Origin of the sequence: Prosthecobacter gellanilyticus (assembly GCF_007992435.1) — a bacterium.
Lineage (GTDB): Bacteria > Verrucomicrobiota > Verrucomicrobiia > Verrucomicrobiales > Verrucomicrobiaceae > Prosthecobacter > Prosthecobacter gellanilyticus.
Window position 1 is genome coordinate 40,734 of sequence record NZ_BKAG01000012.1, and the last position, 18,250, is coordinate 58,983.

The following is an 18,250-nucleotide window of genomic DNA, read 5'->3' on the forward strand; positions in this document are numbered from 1 at the left end:
AGATGGCCATTCATGCTTGGCAGGAGTCAGCCGCTGACTCAATGCTCCACAGATCTGGCAGAATCAACAAGATGTGAGGAGGTCAGGGAAGCTTTTGCAGGCCTATGCTGCCGCTTTCAGGGTTCAGATCCCCCGCCTGGTTGCTCAGAAAATGCCCCCAGCCTCCCCGGTTAGTGCCCTTGGACAGCAGCACCCCGCTGAAGGGGACGGCTCTCTTTGCGGGGCCGGTAGAAGAGGGAACGAAGGTGCCGCTGATCATGCCCGTGGCAGTCAGCAGAGTGAGGCTCCACGTGGTGTCTTTGGGATTGAGCTTGAGGTATTTGTTTCCCTCCAGGTTGAAGGGGATGCTCATCTCCTCTGCCAGCTTGCCTCCGGTCACCAGAAGCCGGGTATTTCCTGCCTGGGCGGGCGAGCCCAAGCCGAGGGTCGCTCCCACCGTCAGGGTGCTGTCATAGAGAGCCCCCACGGCTCCCAGGGCGATGCCTTCGGGCCATCCTGAGCAGTATGCTTGGGTGACCGTCGCCTTGCTTTGGGCCGCCGGACGGAACCAGCGCATGTCCTGACTGCTGACATCACTGTCTGCCTGGGTCTCGTCAAAAATAAGCGTTCCCGTCAGGCTGCCCTTCTTGGTGGTGCCTCCGGGAGTGGCGAGCATGATAAACAAGTCCATCTCGTCCCCGCTGGCCAGATAGCCTGAAGCGGTCACTTTCGTTCCTTCAGCCAGACCGACCGCCAGATTCAAAGTGCCGTTGCTGAGGAGCGTCAGCCCTGCCTGACCTGTGCCCTGCGGACAGGCTGTGTTTGCCATGTCCGGAGTCTGGGGCACGGCAGGCAAGGCGAGGGTGTAGTAACCTTTCACCCCTTTGCTGTCCAGCAGACCACGGCGGACCGGGAGGCTGGCCGAATAGAGCGGAGGCCGCGCCCGCCCGGTGCTTCGGGATGTGTCTGGCCCGGTGACGGTCATGGCCAGTTCGTTTGCATCCCAGGTCATCGCCAGTTCCCGGCCTGCAAAGGGCAGTTGTGAAGTCATGATGGTGCCTGATCTGAACCAGACGGATCCATCTCCATACAGGGAGCCGGTGAAGGTGGTGACAAGCCCGTCCATCGAAATCTTGCCACTCAGGCTGCCCGTGGTGGGCACCAAAGTGGCGGCTAAATAACCCACTGTGCTATTGCCGGGCGCTGTCGTCTCATCTGGCTGAAGCAAGCCCTGGAACTGAGGCCTCGTCCGAAAGGCAGCGAAGCCAGGCTGACCAAAGGGATTGGTGACGAAGGTGGCCGTCAATGCCGGCACATCGTGGTCAGGCATGGTGAAGGCGACTGTGCTGCCGCGCACCTGCGCGCCAGCGGGCACTCCCTGCCAGTGACTGAAGACATGGCCCGTCTTGACCGCAGCAGTCACGATCACCGCCGCCCCAGGCTGGATGGCGAAAAACTGCCCCTCAATCCCCTGCTTGAGTTTGGTCACACTTTTGGTTGGCGTGCCGATCAATGTGAGGATTCCAGCCGTGTCTGGCAAGCTCGTCCGCAAGGCTGGCACCTCCCGATGGAGAATGACGAGGGGACGTTCCACTCCAGCCACTCCGCTTCCCTCCTGAGTGATGAAATGCCGCGTGCTGAAGATGCCATTAGTAAAAGTGATCGCTGCGGAACGGCGGGCCGGAAGGTCATTGGGGGCCACTGTGTACTGCAGGATTTGATTGCCGGATTGGTTAGGTGGACTGGTGATCGTGATCCAATCGCTGCCCGGACTGATGCTCCACGACCAGTCACCGATGGCGGTCAATGCACAACTGCGCAAACCTCCCTGGGCCATCACGCTTCGGCTGGCCGGGTAGGTGGTGAATGGCTGCGAGTTGCTCAAGGTCACGCTATGCTCCGCGCCCGCTGCAATGGAGGTCACGCCCTTCAAGCCTGTGGGAACTCTCGTCTGTCCTGCCAAGTTCGAACCCCAGGCCACCACGGTGCCGTCATTCTTCAAGGCGAGGGTGTGATTCTGTCCACAGGCGATCTCCATGATGCCGTCGAGATTTGGCTGCGTCATCTCGGCGCCCCATTGGGCGATCGTGCCATCCACCTTCAAGGCAACGGCATGAGATTCACCCATGGCTATGGCGATCACGTCCCGGAGATTTGCGGGCACCTCCGTCAGTCTGCTGTTGTCACCCCAGGCCACCACAGTGCCATCTCTTTTCAAAGCCAAGGAGTTCCCTGAACCGGCTGCGATGGCGACGACATCTGAAAGGCCCTCTGGCATCGGGATTTCCTGGCCCCATTGAACGACGGTTCCGTCTCTCTTGAGCGCCAGACTGTGGCGGGTGCCTGTGGCAATGGCCATGACTTCATTGAGATCAGCGGGAACATTCGTCTGGCCGGCAGTGTCCTCCCCCCACGCCATGACGGTGCCATCGGCCTTGAGCGCCAGGCAGTGGCTTTCGCCAGCATCAATGGCAATGACGCCAGTGAGTCCCTGGGGAATCTCAAGACCTGACAACCAAACACCATCCCCCCAGGCAACCACCGTGCCGTTGGCCTTGAGTGCCAGGGTGAATTGACGTCCGCCGGAGATCGCCACGATCCCTCCCAATCCGTCAGGCATGCTTGCCTGGGCGCGGCCGCCATCCCCCCAGGCAGTCACCCTTCCCCACTCCCATCTGCCTCCTATCACCATGGCATCCTGAATGATCGTATGAACCTTGGTCAAACTGCCGCTGGCCACTTTGAGTGTGGCCAGGCGAGGCCATGAGGTGAAATTTGGCAGAACCGTGAAGGTGAAAGTCTGATCACCGTTTTGATGGCTGGCTTCCTGGCTGATCAGCCAGGGTGCATTTTCATCAAGGCTCCAATTCCATCCACTGAGCGAGGACACTTCAAAACTTCGCTCGCCTCCCGTGATGCCGAAATGTTGGTTAGCCGAACTGAGGTCCAGAAGGGTGGCATGCGAGCGGCGGAGCTTGTAGGTTCCCAGCGAACCATAGCGGCTGTATCCCGTGGGTGGATCGTTGGTTGGGCTGCCCTCGCCCTGGGCGGTGACTTTTAAAAAGTAGTCTCCAGGTGCCAGGCGAATGCTGATGTTGCTGCTGAGATCACCTGCTGGACTCGACTGCTCCACGAGGGAGTCGGAGCTATCATACAGCTCCAGACTGGTATTCAGATTGGGTTTGTCGGCGCTTGGCGCGCAAGCGACGGTGAAAATGCCGCCGACGCTGTGGAAGCGGAAGAAGTCCACATCGTTCTCCTGATGGACCAGTCCTTCTTCCTCAAAGGTGCCCGTCATGCTGAGGTCCAAAAACCTGGCCGTTGCCTTGGTGTTTCCGATGTCATCGGAAGCGTAGCCGAACCTGTTGGCGGTGCGCGCGATCAAAGCCACGTCATCCTCGTTATTATCAGCACCGAGATACTCCCCGCGTGACCACTGTGTCAGTGCCTTGCCAAAAGGGGATCCCATCAAAGGCCCCCAGCTTGTGATGCCGCTGCCATGTCCCGTGTAGTAGGCGTAGGCGGGCTCGTTCCTCGTGGCCTCAATGCCATCATGACTGAGGCCCAGCGTGTGTCCGAGCTCATGGGTGATCGTCAGCGCCATGTCAGAAACGGTATAGTCATTGAACGACCAGCATGAGATGGTGGCTGAGAACGAAATTCCGGCGCTGGAGAAACTGTTTCGATAAGCGACGCCGCCTGAGCCGGGGTTTGCGGTTCTTGTGGGTGTGATGATGCATCTCATGCGTCTGCCCGCCAGCGCGCCCGAGTATCGACTGGCGTCCGTGGTCACCGACACGTTGAACGGTCGAAAGTTTTCAGAGACCATGCTCCAAACACGTCTGATCTGGTCCTGAGTGATCGGACTGCCTGCGATCGTTGCTGGCGCTGCCAGGATGGTGTTGCCGCCCGCCCACAGCGCATCCGTCACGGCCTCGCCATCGAAATCAAGATAGAGGACTTCCGTGGCGGACGGACGGCTGTCCAGCAGGGGGACAGCAATGGAAGCGGGGGTGGCAGCGCTGTCGCTTCCTGAATCCATCTCCTGGCTCTCTGCCGGCATGTTTTGACAGATGACGGTATCGATCGGCTTCTCCTGCAAAAGCAAACGTCCGGCTTCGTCTTGCTGGATCAAGAGAGCACGCCGCTCGTCTGGGAGCAGGATCATGGCAGAGATTTCAGCACCCTTTCGGAACAGACTGAAATAGTGGCCGGGCCTGTCAGCCAACTGGCCGGCAATGCTCAAGCGGCCCGTGGTGGACTCCATTTCACGATAGGTGATCTTTCCCGAAATCCAGCCACCTTCAGGAACTGGAAAACTTAAGCTCGTGCCCTTTTGCAGCAGCGCCTCAGAGCGGATGGAGGCGGGATCGATCAGACTGGAACTCGTCACCACCTGGTCACCCCATGGAACGGGATCGTCTGGGAACGGAGACTTCACGACCACCGGATGGGTGAGTCGAGAAATGAGCCGGAAGGCGGGAACGGGGGGCTCGATCCGTTGTGCGAGTTTGGTCTTGGTGACTTGGTGCCGTTCTGCAAGCGCTGTCTGCTTCTCATTCGCGCTTAGTTCGGGTTTGAGTGATGAAGTGTCGGAAAGACTGCCCTCGCTGTAGGTCGTCTGCCGGGACGGCTGGCGAATCGAGTCAGAGGGAGCTTTCTGGTCATTCCAAACAGACACGGTGACCCCCACGAGCAGCGTCGTCAAAGCCATGAGCAATGAGGGAGACCGACGGGGTTTCATGGAAGGTCAGAATGAGGCCAATCACCTAAGACTCAGGCGATTTAAGCAATTTTGCCTCAAACGATCAAGACAATCTGGAGGAGGGGCGGATGCTGTTGCCGGATCCCCTTTCTGAGAAGGTGAGACATGCCCAACAAAAAAACGGCTGCCTCACGGAGAGGCAGCCGTTTTTCATGAGACTTTCAGAAGATCAAACCAGGGCGGCGATGCGGCGGCAGACTTCCTCCACATTCGCGCGGCTGTTGAAGGCACTGATGCGGAAGTAGCCCTCGCCAGCGCTGCCGAAGCCGCTGCCAGGAGTGATGACCACATTTGCCTCATTGAGCATCTTGTCGAACATCTGCCAGCTGGTGATGCCGTTCGGGCAGCCGACCCAGACGTAAGGGGCGTTCACACCGCCGTAGACGGACAGACCGGCCTTTTTGCAGGCTTCCACCAGGAGGGCGGCATTGCCCATGTAGTGCTCGATCAGGGTCGCGACCTGCTTCTTGCCTTCGGGACTGTAGACGGCCTCGGCACCGCGCTGCACGATGTAGCTGGTGCCGTTGAACTTGGTGCTGTGACGACGGCTCCAGAGCGGATGGATGGCCTGCTTGCCACCGGCCTTGGTCTTGCCCATGAGGCCCTTTGGAATGACCACGATGCCGCAGCGCACGCCGGTGAAGCCGCCGTTCTTGGAGAAGCTGCGGAACTCGATGGCGCAGTCGCGGGCACCTTCGATCTCATAGATGGAGCGTGGCAGCTCGGGATCACGGATGAAGGCCTCGTAGGCCGCGTCGTAAAGGAGGGTGGTGCCGTTGGCCAGGGCATACTTCACCCAGGCCTCAAGCTGGGCGCGTGTGGCCACTGCGCCGGTCGGATTGTTCGGGTAGCAGAGATAGGCCAGATCCACGGGCTCGTTCGGGATGTCTGGCACGAAGCCGTTGGCAGGATTGCACTTCAGGTAGTGCAGGCCGGCATAGGCGCCGCTTTCATCCGCATCACCGGTGTTTCCGGCCATGACGTTAGTGTCGACATACACGGGATACACCGGATCGGTGATGGCGATCTTGTTGCCTGCGCCGAAGATGTCCAGGATGTTGCCAGTATCGCACTTGCTGCCATCGGAGATGAAGATCTCGTCCGCTTCGATCTGAATGCCACGGGCCTTGAAATCGTGCTCGGCCACGGCATTGCGCAGGAAGTCATAACCTTGCTCCGGGCCGTAACCACGGAAGGTGGAGCGGTCACCCATCTCATCCACCGCCTTGTGCATGGCATCACGCACGGCCTGAGGAAGGGCCTCGGTCACATCGCCAATGCCACAGCGGATCAGGCGCTTGGCGGCCTCAGCATTGGCCTCGGTGAAGGCTTTCACGCGGCGGGCGATTTCGGGGAAGAGGTAACCAGCTTTGAGCTTGTTGTAGTTTTCGTTGATGTAGGCCATGACGGGAAAAAGGCCGCCACAGTGGCGAGGCAGCCGGGGGATGCAAGCGCCCGTGACTGCCCGCCGACCTGCTTTTCGTGGACTTCGGAGCATAAAAAAGCCGGGAGGGAAAATCCCTCCCGGCCGTGGTTCTTGATCTCTGCCGGCAGGATCAGAACTTAATGCTGGCGGTGAGTGCGGCGGAGCGTCCGGGGCCAGGGATGAAGTGGCCGGTGCTGCCGCTGGTCTCGATGTAGCGCTGATCCGCGAGGTTGTAGATGTTCAGACGCAGGCTGATGTGGTCGTTGATCCGGTAAGAGACCATGGCGTCCATCGTCCAGAAATCTGGCACCACGCGGGTGGTATTGGTGGAGGAACCGATCACCTCACCCATGTATTGGAATCCGAAACCAACCTGCAGTGGCTCGATGATGTTGTAGGTGGTCCAGAGGTTGAAGGTGTAATCAGGAGTGCTCGGCAGTGCCGCGCCGTTTTCGATGGCGTTGGACGAGTCCTTGATCTTGCTGTCCAGGTGGGCAGCTCCGGCGAAGATCTGCCAGTTTTTGGTGATCTGTCCGGACGCACCAATCTCGACGCCATCCACCACGAAATCACCCGCCAGGCTGGTGATGCCGGCAAAGGTGGTGCGGGCATTGGTCTTCTCAGTGCGGAAAAGGGCGGCCGAAAGAGACAGACGCTCCTTGAGCAAGTCCCACTTCGTGCCCAGCTCATAGCTGCGACTTTCCTCAGGGTCCAGCTGGGCGCTGGTGAGGTTCGTCGGAGTATTCAGCCCCAAGCCACCAGGCGTGGTACCATCGACCGTGGCATTGAAGGAGGTGCCGTAGCCGAAGTAGATACTGCCGTATTCCACGGGCTTGTAGATGATGGCGGCTTTCCAACTGAACAGATCATCCGTGTTGGTGGGGCCTTCGGACGATCCACCGAAGAAGTCACCGGTGCCGCGTCCGCGTGCCTCGGCCTCAATGTGGTCGTAGCGAAGACCACCGCTGAGCTGCCAATGATCACCGATGGAGATGGTGTCGAAGACATAAGCGGAAACCGTGTCCAGGTGGGCTTCAGCAGCACCCGGCAATTGTGTCCGGTTGTCACGGCCGGCGTTAGTCTGCCCGTTGGGGAGAGGCAGATCCACATCCGGATCGAAGATGTTGGTGAAGGAAGTGATGCCCGCACGTGTGGCCAGGAGCTGGCGCTCAGCCATGAACTCGAAACCCGTCACCAGATCATGCTTGAGAGCGCCGGTCTTGAAGTCTGCCGTGATCAGGGTCTGGTTCGTGAAGAACTCGTTCGTGATCTGACGGCGCTGCTCTTCACGAGACAGAGTACCATCGTAGTTGACCGCACCTCCCGGAGTCTGGTCGCGGAAACGTGGTGCGGTCAGCAAGCTGTTGGTGTGCACGCGCGAGTAGCGGGTGGTATTGCGAATGTGCAGGTGATCGGAGAAATCATGCTCGATGATCGCCGTGATCATGTCGCCCTGAGTCTTCTGGAAATCGACATCTTCGCGGCCGTAGAAGTTGTCGTAATCGACAGGTGCAGGGCTGTTGCGATGATTCCCAAGGCTGCTTGCGGCACCAATGAAATTCCCGGTGAGCGGGATCCATGGGATGCCGAAATCAGGGATGTTGTCTTCCTCGATGCGCTGATAGTTCAAGGTAAAGCGCGTGTCTGTGCCAAGGCCGAAAGCGAGCGAGGCTGCAAGGCCGTAGCGCTTCTGCTGGACCACATCGCGGCCGGCGACTTCAGACTCGTGATACATGCCATTGAGACGGATCGCACTGTGGTCACTCAGCTTCTCATTCACGTCAAAGGTGCCGCGGACGAGATCATTCGTGCCACCGGAGACCGTGTTAAAGTTGAAGGAATCCAGCGTCGCCATTTTCGTGGCGAGGTTGATCGAGCCACCCGTGGTGCCGCGGCCGGTCGTGGTGGAGGCTGGGCCTTTGGCGACCTCCACCTGCTCAAGGTTGAAGGGATCGCGGTTATAGGTTCCGAGATCACGGATGCCATCGACAAACCAGTCACTGCGGGAACTGAAGCCACGGATGGCGAGGTTGTCACCGGTGCCAGCACCGCTCACACCTTCACCTGCCTGCATGGAGATGCCTGGGGTGTTTTTCAACACGTCACGAAGGCTGAAGGCTCCACGGTCTTCGATCACGGATTTCGGGATCACGGTGATCACCTGCGGGATGTTGCGCACCGGCTCCGTGAACTTGGGCGACTGCACGCGCTGTGGATTGTAGACGTCCTTGCGGCCCTCCACGATGATCTCATTGATCTCCGTGGTGTTCTCGGTCTTCTTCTGATCAGGGACGGGAGTGGGGGCGGTCTGGGCGGTGACGCTGCCAGCCGCGCAAAGCAAAGAGGCGACAGAAAGGGCTTCTGCGGCTGGCTTGCGGGCACGACGTGGAGACGAGGGCGTGGACTTCTTCAACATGGGGAGTGTGAGCGGGTGGTGGTGCCGCAGGAAATCTGAGAGTGTCGATTTCCGACGACGCGCTTCGTTTTCTGGCACACGCGACAAAGGTCAATCCGCAGGCCTCACAAAGGCTTGCCCTGGACACATTTTAACCCGCCTCCAACATGCCCTGGCTGGTTTTGATCCGCTCAGCAGCAGCATTTAATTCAGCGATGATCTCGATCAATCGATCCACCTTTTTCAATCCAAGGTCGAGAGGCCCGCGGCGCTTCAATACTTCAGCAGCCATGGTCAGAGCTTCCATGCCCGCGGCGTGAAGCTGCTTCGAATGGGAAAACAGGGGCGATGCGCGTTCGCAATCCAGTACATCCAAAATGAACTCCGCGAGGAAGTGCGGCTGCCAGGCGAGGTACATGTGGCAGCCAAAGCGGAAGAGCTCAAACTGCAGGACATGGAATCCAGGAGCCGTGTTGTGCTTGCTCCAGATGGCAGTGAGCGTCATGGCCTCATCCACACGATCCGTGGCGCGCATGAGCCATTCGTCCGCATGAGCGGGATCCACGGGCGGAGTCTCCAGCAGGATGGCCACGGCGCGGCAGAACACATGCCGCGCCTTCAGACCCAGTTCAGAAGCCAGTTCATCTGTTTCCTCCGTGGGGCCGCAGAGCTCGATCAAGGTGTCTGCGCTCTGCAGCGCTTCCAGCGCACGTGGAGGTGTGAACTCGAGCAGCAGAGCGGCGCGATTCATGATGATGGACGCAAGCAAGGAGAGGTCCGGTGCCCGAGTCCCCTGCAACAAGGCATCCTCCGCACGAGACAACGAAAACAATGCCTCGTCCAGGCTCTCCGGGCCTCCCTGGTAGCGCAGGGCGAGCGAGCGGTTCATCCAGCCGAGCACCAAGCGTCCGCGATACTGCGGATCGGCATCCAACGGCAGGCCCTCAAGAAGCGTGATGGCCTCGTCAAAGCTGTGCACGGCATCGACAAGCATTGAAGGCTCGCCCAGACGCGTGAGCACATCACCACGGTTCATCCAGCAGGCCGTGAGGAGCCAGCGATACTTTTCGTTAGTCTGCCAGGGGAGCTGGCGGCGCCGTTCCAGCGCTTGATCAAAACAATGCAAAGCCTCCTTCAGCACCTCCTGCCTGCCGGCGGAGAGCAGCGCGATGCCGCGCTGCATCCATGTCTTGGCCGTCACGGCCAGCTCATCGTTGGCCTGATCGACAGGAGAGTCTGCTGGAAGGTTGTCGGCCATGCGTCTTCAGGCCACCAGAACCTGCCCAGGCAGATTTTGAACTTTCTCGGCGGCAGCGTCCAAGGACTGGATGATCTCAACCAGGCGGTCCATCCTCTGCGCTCCGAAGGTGGCAGGGCCGCGCTGTTTCAGAGCCTGGTTGGCCCCCGCCAGCATCTCCAGTCCGGCCTGCCGAAGTTCCTTGGAGTCTGCATGCATGGGCGAGGCCCGCTCCGCATCCAGCACATCCAGCACAAACTCCGCCAGGAAGTGCGGCTGGGAAACCAGGTAGAGATGGCAGCCGAAGCGGAAGAACTCGACCTGGAGTTTCTCAAAGGCCGGCGTCTCGTTTTGCTCACGCCAGCGTGCGGCGAGTTGCAGTGCTTCCTCAATACGGTCCGTGGTGCGCATCAGCCATTCCTCAGCCTGAGCAGGATCTTCCGGTCCTGCCTGCATCAGCGTATCCACAGCGCGGCAGAACAGATGCCGGGCTTTCAATCCTAGTTCCGCGGCCATCGGCTGCTTGTCTTCATCAGGAGAGGTCAGCTCGATCAATGCATCGGCCTCCTGCAGAGACTCCAGCGCATTGGGTGGTGTGAACTCGAGTTGCAGCGCCGCGCGATTGATCATGATGGAAGCACGCAGGCCCACGTCATTTGAGGCAGGTCCTGTCTTGCGGACCTCCTCCGCGCGTCCCAGGGACAGCAGCGCTTCTGTCAAGGCATCAGGGTTGGCCAGAGTGCGCAGCACGTGGGAACGGCTCATCCAGGCCATCACCAGTGTGCCATGATACTGCGCTTCCTTGTCATGCGGCAGGCTTTCCAGATGAGGGATCGCCTCGTCAAAGCTGCGCACAGCCTCGGCCAGTGCTGCACCATCGTCCGCGTTGCTGAGCAGCTCGCCGCGGTTCATCCAGCAGGCTGCCAGCAACCAGCGATACTTTTCGTTAGTCTGCCATGGGAGCTGCTGGGCTGCGGCGATGGCCTTGTCAAAATTTTCAAGTGCTTCCTGGGCAGCGCCTTCTTTGCCGGTGGACAGCAGGTCGATACCTTGCTGCATGTGGGTCTGCGCGGCCTTCAGGAGTGCGTCCGAACCAGAGTTCTCTTCGCTGGCAGACAACGTGGTTTTGCCCTCGAGAGGGCTTTCTTCATTGGGGGGCATGAGGTTGGTAAAAGGGGCGCCATTGTGGCCAAGCGCCTCCAAGATGCAAGCCCCCTTCCCTACTCCTTTTGGGCGCCGATCAGTCCTTGTTCAGAATGATGCGCGCACCGCGCTGCCAGGTGAAGTAAGACCACACCCAGTGCAGGAACACGGAGGCGCGGTTTCTCATGCCCACGAGGAAGATGAGGTGCACGAAAAGCCACATGAGCCAGGCGAGGAAACCTTTCACATGCATGCCCTGGAACATGGCCACGGCAGCCTTGCGACCGATGGTGGCCATGCTGCCTTTGTCCCAGTAGCCATACGCTGGACGAGCCTCTCTGGAAGGTTCGTCGAGAATGAGTTTGGCGATGTGCTGCCCCATTTGAATGGCGGCGGGTGAGACACCAGGAACCTTCACGCCATTTTTATCCGTGAGGCTCACAAGATCTCCTGCCGCGAACACCTCTGGATGCCCAGGAAGACTGAGGTCTGGCTGCACCTGAATGCGGCCGCCTCGATCCAGCGGAATGCCCGCCAGGGTCCGGGTCACTTCACTGGCCTCCACACCGGCGGCCCAGATGACCAGCCTGGACTCCATGCGCTCCTCGGCGGTGAGCACATAGCCGTCACCTACATCCTTCACGGGACAATTGAGATGCACCTGCACGCCCATCTTTTCCAAACGCCGGCGTGTGTATTCCGAGAGGTCCTCTGAGAACATGGGCAGCAAGCGCGGACCGGCCTCGATGAGGTGCACACGGGCCTGAGTAGGATCGATGCGACGGAAGTCATCTCGCAACACCACCTGAGCGAGTTCGGCGAGAGCGCCCGCCATTTCCACACCTGTGGGGCCGCCGCCTACAATGACCATGTTCAGCAGTTTCTTCGTCTCCGCGGGATCGTTGGCGGACTCAGCTTTTTCAAAGGCGAGCAAGACTTCACGCCGGATGCGCATGGCATCGTCCAGGCTCTTCAGGCCCATGGTATGAGCTTCCCACTCATTGTGACCGAAGAAGCCCGTCTTGGCTCCAAGAGCGATGACGAGATAGTCATAACCCAGCGTGTGCTCCTTCATGAGCACCTGCTTAGTCGCGAGGTCGATATGCGTGACCTCATCCATCAAGGTGGTCACGTTTTTGTGGTCGGAAAGAATGGCACGCAGTGGCTGTGCGATCTCCGTGGTGGAAAGCCCCGCGCTAGCCACCTGATAAAGCAAGGGCTGGAAGAGATGATGATTCCAGCGGTCCACCAGCGTCACATGGACACGCTCATCATTCAGCGCCTTGGCACAGGTGAGGCCGGCGAATCCGCCGCCCAGCACTACAACTTCGAGGGGTTTCATAAGCTCACTTTAACGAGCAGACTTCACGCCACAACGACCATGTGAAACAAGGCATCACACTCTCGGGTGATGATGTCACAAAGCTCGAACATCCAAGGTCATTTTGGAGGCGTAGATTGCGCCTCAATTCGTCAGCATGCCTTCGTGAATCTTCAGCACGCGGCTCATGCGGGCGGCCTGCGCAGGATGATGCGTGACAAGCACGAGACTCACACCGGTCGTCTTTTGCAGATCCAGCAGCAGAGTGGTCAGTGCTTCGGCATTCTTCTCATCGAGCGCGCCGGTGGGCTCATCCGCGAGGATCAGCTTCGGTTGATTGATCAGAGCACGCACCACGGCCACGCGCTGACGCTCGCCACCAGAAAGCTGCGCAGGTTTCCAATTCAAGCGGTCCTGGAGGCCCACGGACGCGAGCAGAGACTCGGCACGTTTGCGCGTGTCATCTGCAGGTGCCTTCAAAGCCAGCGTCGGCAGCAGCACGTTTTCCAAAACCGTGCACTGCGGCATCAAATGATGCAGCTGGAAGATGAAGCCGATCTTCTCACTGCGGATGGCCGCGAGCTGCTGTGGAGTGCATTTCTCCATGTTCGCGCCATCCAAGGCGTAGCTGCCTGAATCGGGTGTGTCCAGCGTGCCGAGAATGTTCAGCAGCGTGCTCTTGCCGCAGCCTGAAGGTCCGACAATCGCCACGGACTCTCCACCTTCAATACTGAGGCTGACATCCCGCAGCACAGGCACGACCTGATCGCTCCCGGGTTCGCGGTAGGATTTCGAGATGTGGGAAAGGGTGATCAGAGACATGAGATGAGGGGCAGAGGATTAACGTGCATCGGAGCACTCTTCAAACACGCCGCCAGCGCCGGGCTTTGAACTCGTGTCGTGGCAAGGTGTCACACTCGACGAGTTGCACAGGAATGCGCAGTGAGAAGGTATCGCGAAGGCGGGCCTCGAGACGTTTGAGAAGACTCTTGGAGGCATCGGGTTTAAGCTCGATGAGCAGTTCGATCTCATCCATGGCATCGACCTTTTTTTGCTCGACCATGAACTCCACCACCTCGGTGAACTGACGCACGACGGCCTCAATAGCGCTGGGATAGACATTCACACCGCGCACGACGACCATCTCATCCACACGGCTGAGCACACCGCCTTCGAGGATGAGGCGACCACCTCGTTCGAGCTTCTTCACCCAGTCTCCGGTGCGGTAGCGCAGCAGCGGGCAGCCGACACGAGTCAGCGTGGAAAGCACGAGCTCGCCATGCTCACCTTCCGCGACTTCGGCGCCAGTCTCGGGATGGATGACTTCAGCAAGATAAGCTTCCTCAATGGTGATGAGATCGCGCGGATAGTCGGTGATCTCATAGCTCACCGGTCCAACCTCCGTCATGCCATGGTGATCATACACGCGAGCATCCCAGAGCTGCTCAATGCGCGCACGCACCTCTGGAATGCTTCCGCCAGGCTCACCGGCGACAATGATCTTGTTCACCCGCAGAGCCATGCGCTCAACACCGCTGGCCTCGCCAATCATCTCGCCAAGACGCAGCGCATAGGTGGGTGTGCAGCACAGGGTGGTGGCACCATAACGAGCCATCATTTCCAATCGTGCCTGGCTGGAAAGGCCGCCTCCTGGCAGCACCATGTAGTCCCGGGCCGCAGCCTCAAAGGCGGTCCAGAAGCCGAGGAAGGGACCGAAGGAGAAAGCGAAGAAAATGCGGTCACGTCCGCGTGCCAGATCAGCGCCATCAAAGACCCTGCGCCAGCAGGCCAGCATGGCTTCCCAGCTCTCTACCGTGTCCAGCCACGCCATGGGCTGGCCGCTGCTGGTGCCGCTGGTCTGGCAGAAGCGGGTGTATTGATCAATGGGACGCGTGAGATTCGTGCCAAAGGGCGGATGCTCCAGACGGTCCTGCAGAAGCTCGGACTTTGTGGTGAAGGGCACCTGCTGGATGAAGTCCTCGAGCCGGTTCATGGAAGTCACGCGGACTCCGTGCTGGCGGAACTTCTGGGCGTAAAAGCCTTCCGAGGTGGCGAGGTGGAGCACGATGGACCTCAGCTTGCGCCATTGGTTGGCGCGCAAGCGGGCTCGGTCGATGAACGGACGGTCAGACTCCACTTGGGCAGCGATGGCGAGGGCGCATGCAGGGTCAAGGCAGCCCGAGAGCTTTCTTCACCGCGGTTTCAATGTCTCCTCCCTCGGGCTCAGCATCCGAACCATGGCGGGAGATCAGCTTGCCATCCTTGCCGATCAGGAACTTTTCAAAGTTCCACTGCACGTCGGTGCCGCCCGTGAGTTCAGCATACAAGGGGTGCTTGTCCCCGCCGGTGATCTTCACCTTGGAGAACATCGGAAAGGTCACGTTGTAGCGACTGGTGCAGAAAGTTTTGATCTCTGACTCGCTCCCCGGCTCCTGGCCACCGAAGTCATTGCAGGGGAAGCCGAGCACGGCGAAACCCTTGTCTTTATACTTTTCATGCAGGGCCTGGAGCCCTGCATACTGACCGGTGTAGCCGCACTCCGATGCCACATTGACGATGAGCAGCACCTTTCCAGCATAGTCCTTCAAGGAGGCCTCTTTGCCGTCAATGGTCTTGAGCTCGATGCTCTGGAGGTCTGCGGAGAGAAGCGATGTGGCGATCATGAGAAGCGCGGCGAGGAGTATTTTCATGGTGAGAGTGAAGTAGGTGCTTCCAACAACGAACCGATAGCACGGCTCCCTTCAAAGCATCACGATTCCGAAGCTTTTACCGTGATCACCACGCTCTTTGAAGTCGGAGTGAGACTGACATCGGCATAACTATCGATTGGGACAAGCACGTTGGCCTCGGGGAAATAGGCGGCGGTGCTGCCGGCGGGCAGGTCGTAGGGGATGGCGAGGAACTTTTTGGCCTCACGCGTGGCACCTTTGAAGTGGCTGGTGATGTCCACCGGCGTCACCGGGCTGATGCCACGATCCTTCATGTCCTGTGGATTCATGAAGATGACACGGCGCTCATTGCCGATGCCGCGGTAACGGTCGTTCAAGCCATAGACGGTGGTGTTGAACTGATCATGGCTGCGGAAGGTCTGGAGCAGAAGCTGATCCTTCTCCGGCTGCACACAGGCCAGCGGATGGGTGAAGATGATGGCCTTGCCTCCGATGCCTGACCAGTCCAGTTCACGAGCTGCATTCGGCAGGTAGAAGCCTCCCTGATGACGCACGCGCTCATTGAAATTATGGAAGCCAGGAACGACGCGCTCGATGATATCGCGAACACGATCATAGTCCTCGACGAGCCAGCGCCAGTCGACACAAGAACGCTCTCCCAGAGTCGCTGCCGCCGTGCGTGCCACGATTTCAGGTTCGCTGAGCAGATGAGGAGATGCGGGATCGAGCTGGCCCTGTGACTGATGCACGACACTCATGCTGTTTTCGACCGTGAGGAACTGCGGACCACCGTTTCGCCAGTCCATCTCACTGCGGCCGAAGCATGGCAGGATCAAGCCCGTGCGGCCGGTAATGATGTGGCTGCGGTTCAGCTTTGTGCAGACATGAACGGTCAATGAGCAGCGGCGCAGCGCTTCGGCGGTGTATTCAGTGTCCGGCGTGGCCTGGAGGAAGTTACCGCCGAGTGCATAGAAGACTTTTCCCGGGCCCTCATGCATGGCCTTGATGGCATTCACCACGTCCCAGCCATGATGGCGTGGGACTTTGAACTCGAAGGCCTTTTCGAGATTGTCCATGAACCACTCAGGCATCTTCTCAAACACGCCCATGGTGCGATCTCCCTGCACATTGCTGTGACCGCGAACAGGACAGAGACCCGCACTGTCACGCCCGAGCGCGCCTAACATGAGATGGATGTTCACCACCTCCTGGATGGTGGCGACGGCATTCTTATGCTGGGTCAGGCCCATGGCCCAACAAGTGATGACTTTACGCTCGCCGCTAGCGCATTGGCGAGCGGCTTTCTGGATCTCGCTTTTGGCGATACCGGAGACGCTTTCGAGCTCGTTCCAATTGAGGCTCTTCAGATGCTCACGATAGGTCTCGAAGCCCTTGGTGTGTGTGTTGAGGAAGGCTTCATCGATCGTTCTATCCTCGATGAGTGTCTTGGCGATGCCTTTGAGCAAGGCTTGGTCGCCATTGAGCTTCACCTGGAGGAATTGTTTTGCCAGTGCCGTGGCCTTGCCGATCATTCCTTTCACCTGCTGCGGATGCATGAAGCCGGTGAGGCCAGCTTCCTTCATCGGGTTCACCGCGATGATGGTGGCTCCGCCTTCCACGGCCTTCTGAAGGCTGCTGAGCATGCGCGGATGGTTTGTACCTGGATTCTGACCGATGATGAGGATGGTCTCTGCCGTTTCGAGATCCTTCAGCGTCACGGTCCCCTTCCCCACGCCCACGCTTTGATTCATGGCCGCGCCACTGGACTCGTGACACATGTTGGAGCAATCCGGCAGATTGTTGGTGCCGAAATTTCTAACAAACAGTTGGTAAAGGAAGGCCGCCTCGTTGGTGGCACGTCCCGAGGTGTAAAAGACCCCTTCGTCCGGTGATGCCAGTGCATTCAGCTCCTTGCCGATGAGATTGAAAGCATCATCCCAGGAGATCTCGCGGTAGTGCGTATCGCCCTCGCGCAGAATCATGGGATGCGTGAGACGGCCGGCCTGGTCCATCTCATAGTCGCTCCAGCCCGCGAGCTCGGCGACGCTGTATTCTTCGAAAAACTCCGGGGTGACACGTTTCTTCGTGGTTTCGGAAGCGATGGCCTTGGCGCCGTTTTCGCAGAACTCAAAGGCGCTGCGGTGATCATCTGGATCCGGCCAGGCGCAGCTTGGGCAGTCGAAACCTTCCCACTGGTTTAGCTTCAGCATGGCCTCCGTGCCACGAAGCAGGCCGGCACTGCCGTAGATGTGCTTCAGCGAGTTCGTGACCGCAGGCACGCCAGCAGCGCTGGTCTTGGTCTTGCCGACCTGGATGCCAGTGAACTTCGAGGGCGGCTGCGGAGAGATGTCTTTGGGGGATGACATGGGGGGACGGGATGTCGTGGAAGTTACGAATGCCGTCAACTGTTGGAGTCCGGGCAACGGTGGAGGAATTGCCCGTCAGGCCGGTATGCGAGCTGGAGGCTCGAAAGCTGGTAGCCAGGGGTGAAGCGCAGCGGAACCCCTGGAACGATGGAGGTGCGAACCACAAGATTGGCGCGCCCTGGAAGGGCGCGAGAAGTTCGGAAGCCCTCTGTCCATTCGGAGGCACCGTGGCGTCCGTTCCTTTCTCGCGCCCTTCCAGGGCGCGGGCCAGAAAATTGCGGGTGTATCGTCGGGGTCCAGGGGTTCCGCTCGTTCCTCGCTCCACCCCTGGCTACCAGCTTTGCCCCCTGCCGGGGGCATGTGCCATTCCGACATCCCGGTGCGGATCTACCTCTCCAGTGGCATGAGGACTTCTGTCACACTGCATCGAATAAGGTGGCGTGTCGTGTGAGGTGAGCCTGATGGCGAGGTTTCGCCTCTTCACCATTCACCAGAGGTAACGGTCATCGTATTCGACCATGCCGCGTTTTAGCATCTCGACATACTCCTCCTGGAAGGTGCGGACGCGATGATGCTCCGGCTGGTGAAGCACATAGCTGCGGACTTCTTCCAGATCCTGGGCGCCGAAGGTGAGGGCACCATAGCCGTCCTGCCACGCAAATCCGGAAAGCTTCATCTCGGAGTGCATCCAGAGGGATGATTCGCTTTTCAGTTCTCGCATGACATCGGCAAGGCGGTGAGTGGCTTTCAGGCCAACGGCCACATGCACATGATCGGTCACTCCACCTACCGCATGTGAATGCGCGCCCAACCCGCGAAGAACGCCGCCCAAGTAGTGGTGCAAGCGATTGGCGGCCTCCGGGTTCAACCAAGGTTCACGACTCTTGGTGCTGAAGACCAAGTGATAGTGCAGCGATGTGTGGGTGGATGGCATGATGAAAGCAATCCG

11 protein-coding genes are annotated in these 18,250 nt (G+C 59.3%); all 11 read right to left on the reverse strand.

The window, feature by feature from the left end; genetic code table 11:
• Positions 1-82: 82 nt before the first annotated feature.
• The 11 genes from BGE01nite_RS10285 to tnpA all read right to left on the reverse strand — a co-directional run bounded on the left by BGE01nite_RS10285 (position 83) and on the right by tnpA (position 18,235).
• Positions 83-4,723: a M57 family metalloprotease gene (locus BGE01nite_RS10285; RefSeq protein ID WP_146850366.1), complete on the reverse strand. Its 4,641-nt coding sequence runs from the start codon at positions 4,721-4,723 to the stop codon at positions 83-85.
• A 190-nt stretch (positions 4,724-4,913) separates the two neighbouring features.
• The gene (locus BGE01nite_RS10290) at positions 4,914-6,149 is read right to left on the reverse strand and encodes an LL-diaminopimelate aminotransferase (RefSeq protein ID WP_146850367.1); all 1,236 of its coding nucleotides are present in this window, start codon (positions 6,147-6,149) and stop codon (positions 4,914-4,916) included.
• A 151-nt stretch (positions 6,150-6,300) separates the two neighbouring features.
• Positions 6,301-8,586 (reverse strand): TonB-dependent receptor, encoded by a 2,286-nt coding sequence (locus BGE01nite_RS10295; protein ID WP_146850368.1) that lies wholly within the window; start codon positions 8,584-8,586, stop codon positions 6,301-6,303.
• Positions 8,587-8,716: 130 nt separating this feature from the next.
• Positions 8,717-9,823 carry a tetratricopeptide repeat protein gene (locus tag BGE01nite_RS10300; protein ID WP_146850369.1) on the reverse strand — a complete coding sequence of 369 codons (1,107 nt, stop codon included), beginning with the start codon at positions 9,821-9,823 and terminating at the stop codon, positions 8,717-8,719.
• A 6-nt stretch (positions 9,824-9,829) separates the two neighbouring features.
• Positions 9,830-10,963, reverse strand: a complete 1,134-nt coding sequence (locus tag BGE01nite_RS10305; protein WP_146850370.1) for a hypothetical protein — start codon at positions 10,961-10,963, stop codon at positions 9,830-9,832.
• A 79-nt stretch (positions 10,964-11,042) separates the two neighbouring features.
• On the reverse strand, positions 11,043-12,287 hold the full coding sequence (locus BGE01nite_RS10310) for an NAD(P)/FAD-dependent oxidoreductase (protein WP_146850371.1): 1,245 nt from the start codon (positions 12,285-12,287) through the stop codon (positions 11,043-11,045).
• A gap of 123 nt (positions 12,288-12,410) precedes the next feature.
• Complete coding sequence (locus BGE01nite_RS10315) at positions 12,411-13,088, reverse strand: ABC transporter ATP-binding protein (protein WP_146850372.1); 678 nt, start codon at positions 13,086-13,088, stop codon at positions 12,411-12,413.
• 40 nt (positions 13,089-13,128) lie between these two features.
• A complete protein-coding gene (locus tag BGE01nite_RS10320) occupies positions 13,129-14,367 on the reverse strand; it encodes a phenylacetate--CoA ligase family protein (RefSeq protein WP_246145698.1) in 1,239 nt (412 codons plus the stop codon).
• A gap of 67 nt (positions 14,368-14,434) precedes the next feature.
• A complete protein-coding gene (locus BGE01nite_RS10325) occupies positions 14,435-14,956 on the reverse strand; it encodes a glutathione peroxidase (protein WP_281292045.1) in 522 nt (173 codons plus the stop codon).
• Positions 14,957-15,015: 59 nt separating this feature from the next.
• Positions 15,016-17,301, reverse strand: a complete 2,286-nt coding sequence (locus BGE01nite_RS10330; RefSeq protein ID WP_146850373.1) for an FdhF/YdeP family oxidoreductase — start codon at positions 17,299-17,301, stop codon at positions 15,016-15,018.
• 487 nt (positions 17,302-17,788) lie between these two features.
• Positions 17,789-18,235 (reverse strand): IS200/IS605 family transposase, encoded by a 447-nt coding sequence (gene tnpA / locus BGE01nite_RS10335; protein WP_146850374.1) that lies wholly within the window; start codon positions 18,233-18,235, stop codon positions 17,789-17,791.
• Positions 18,236-18,250: the final 15 nt, after the last annotated feature.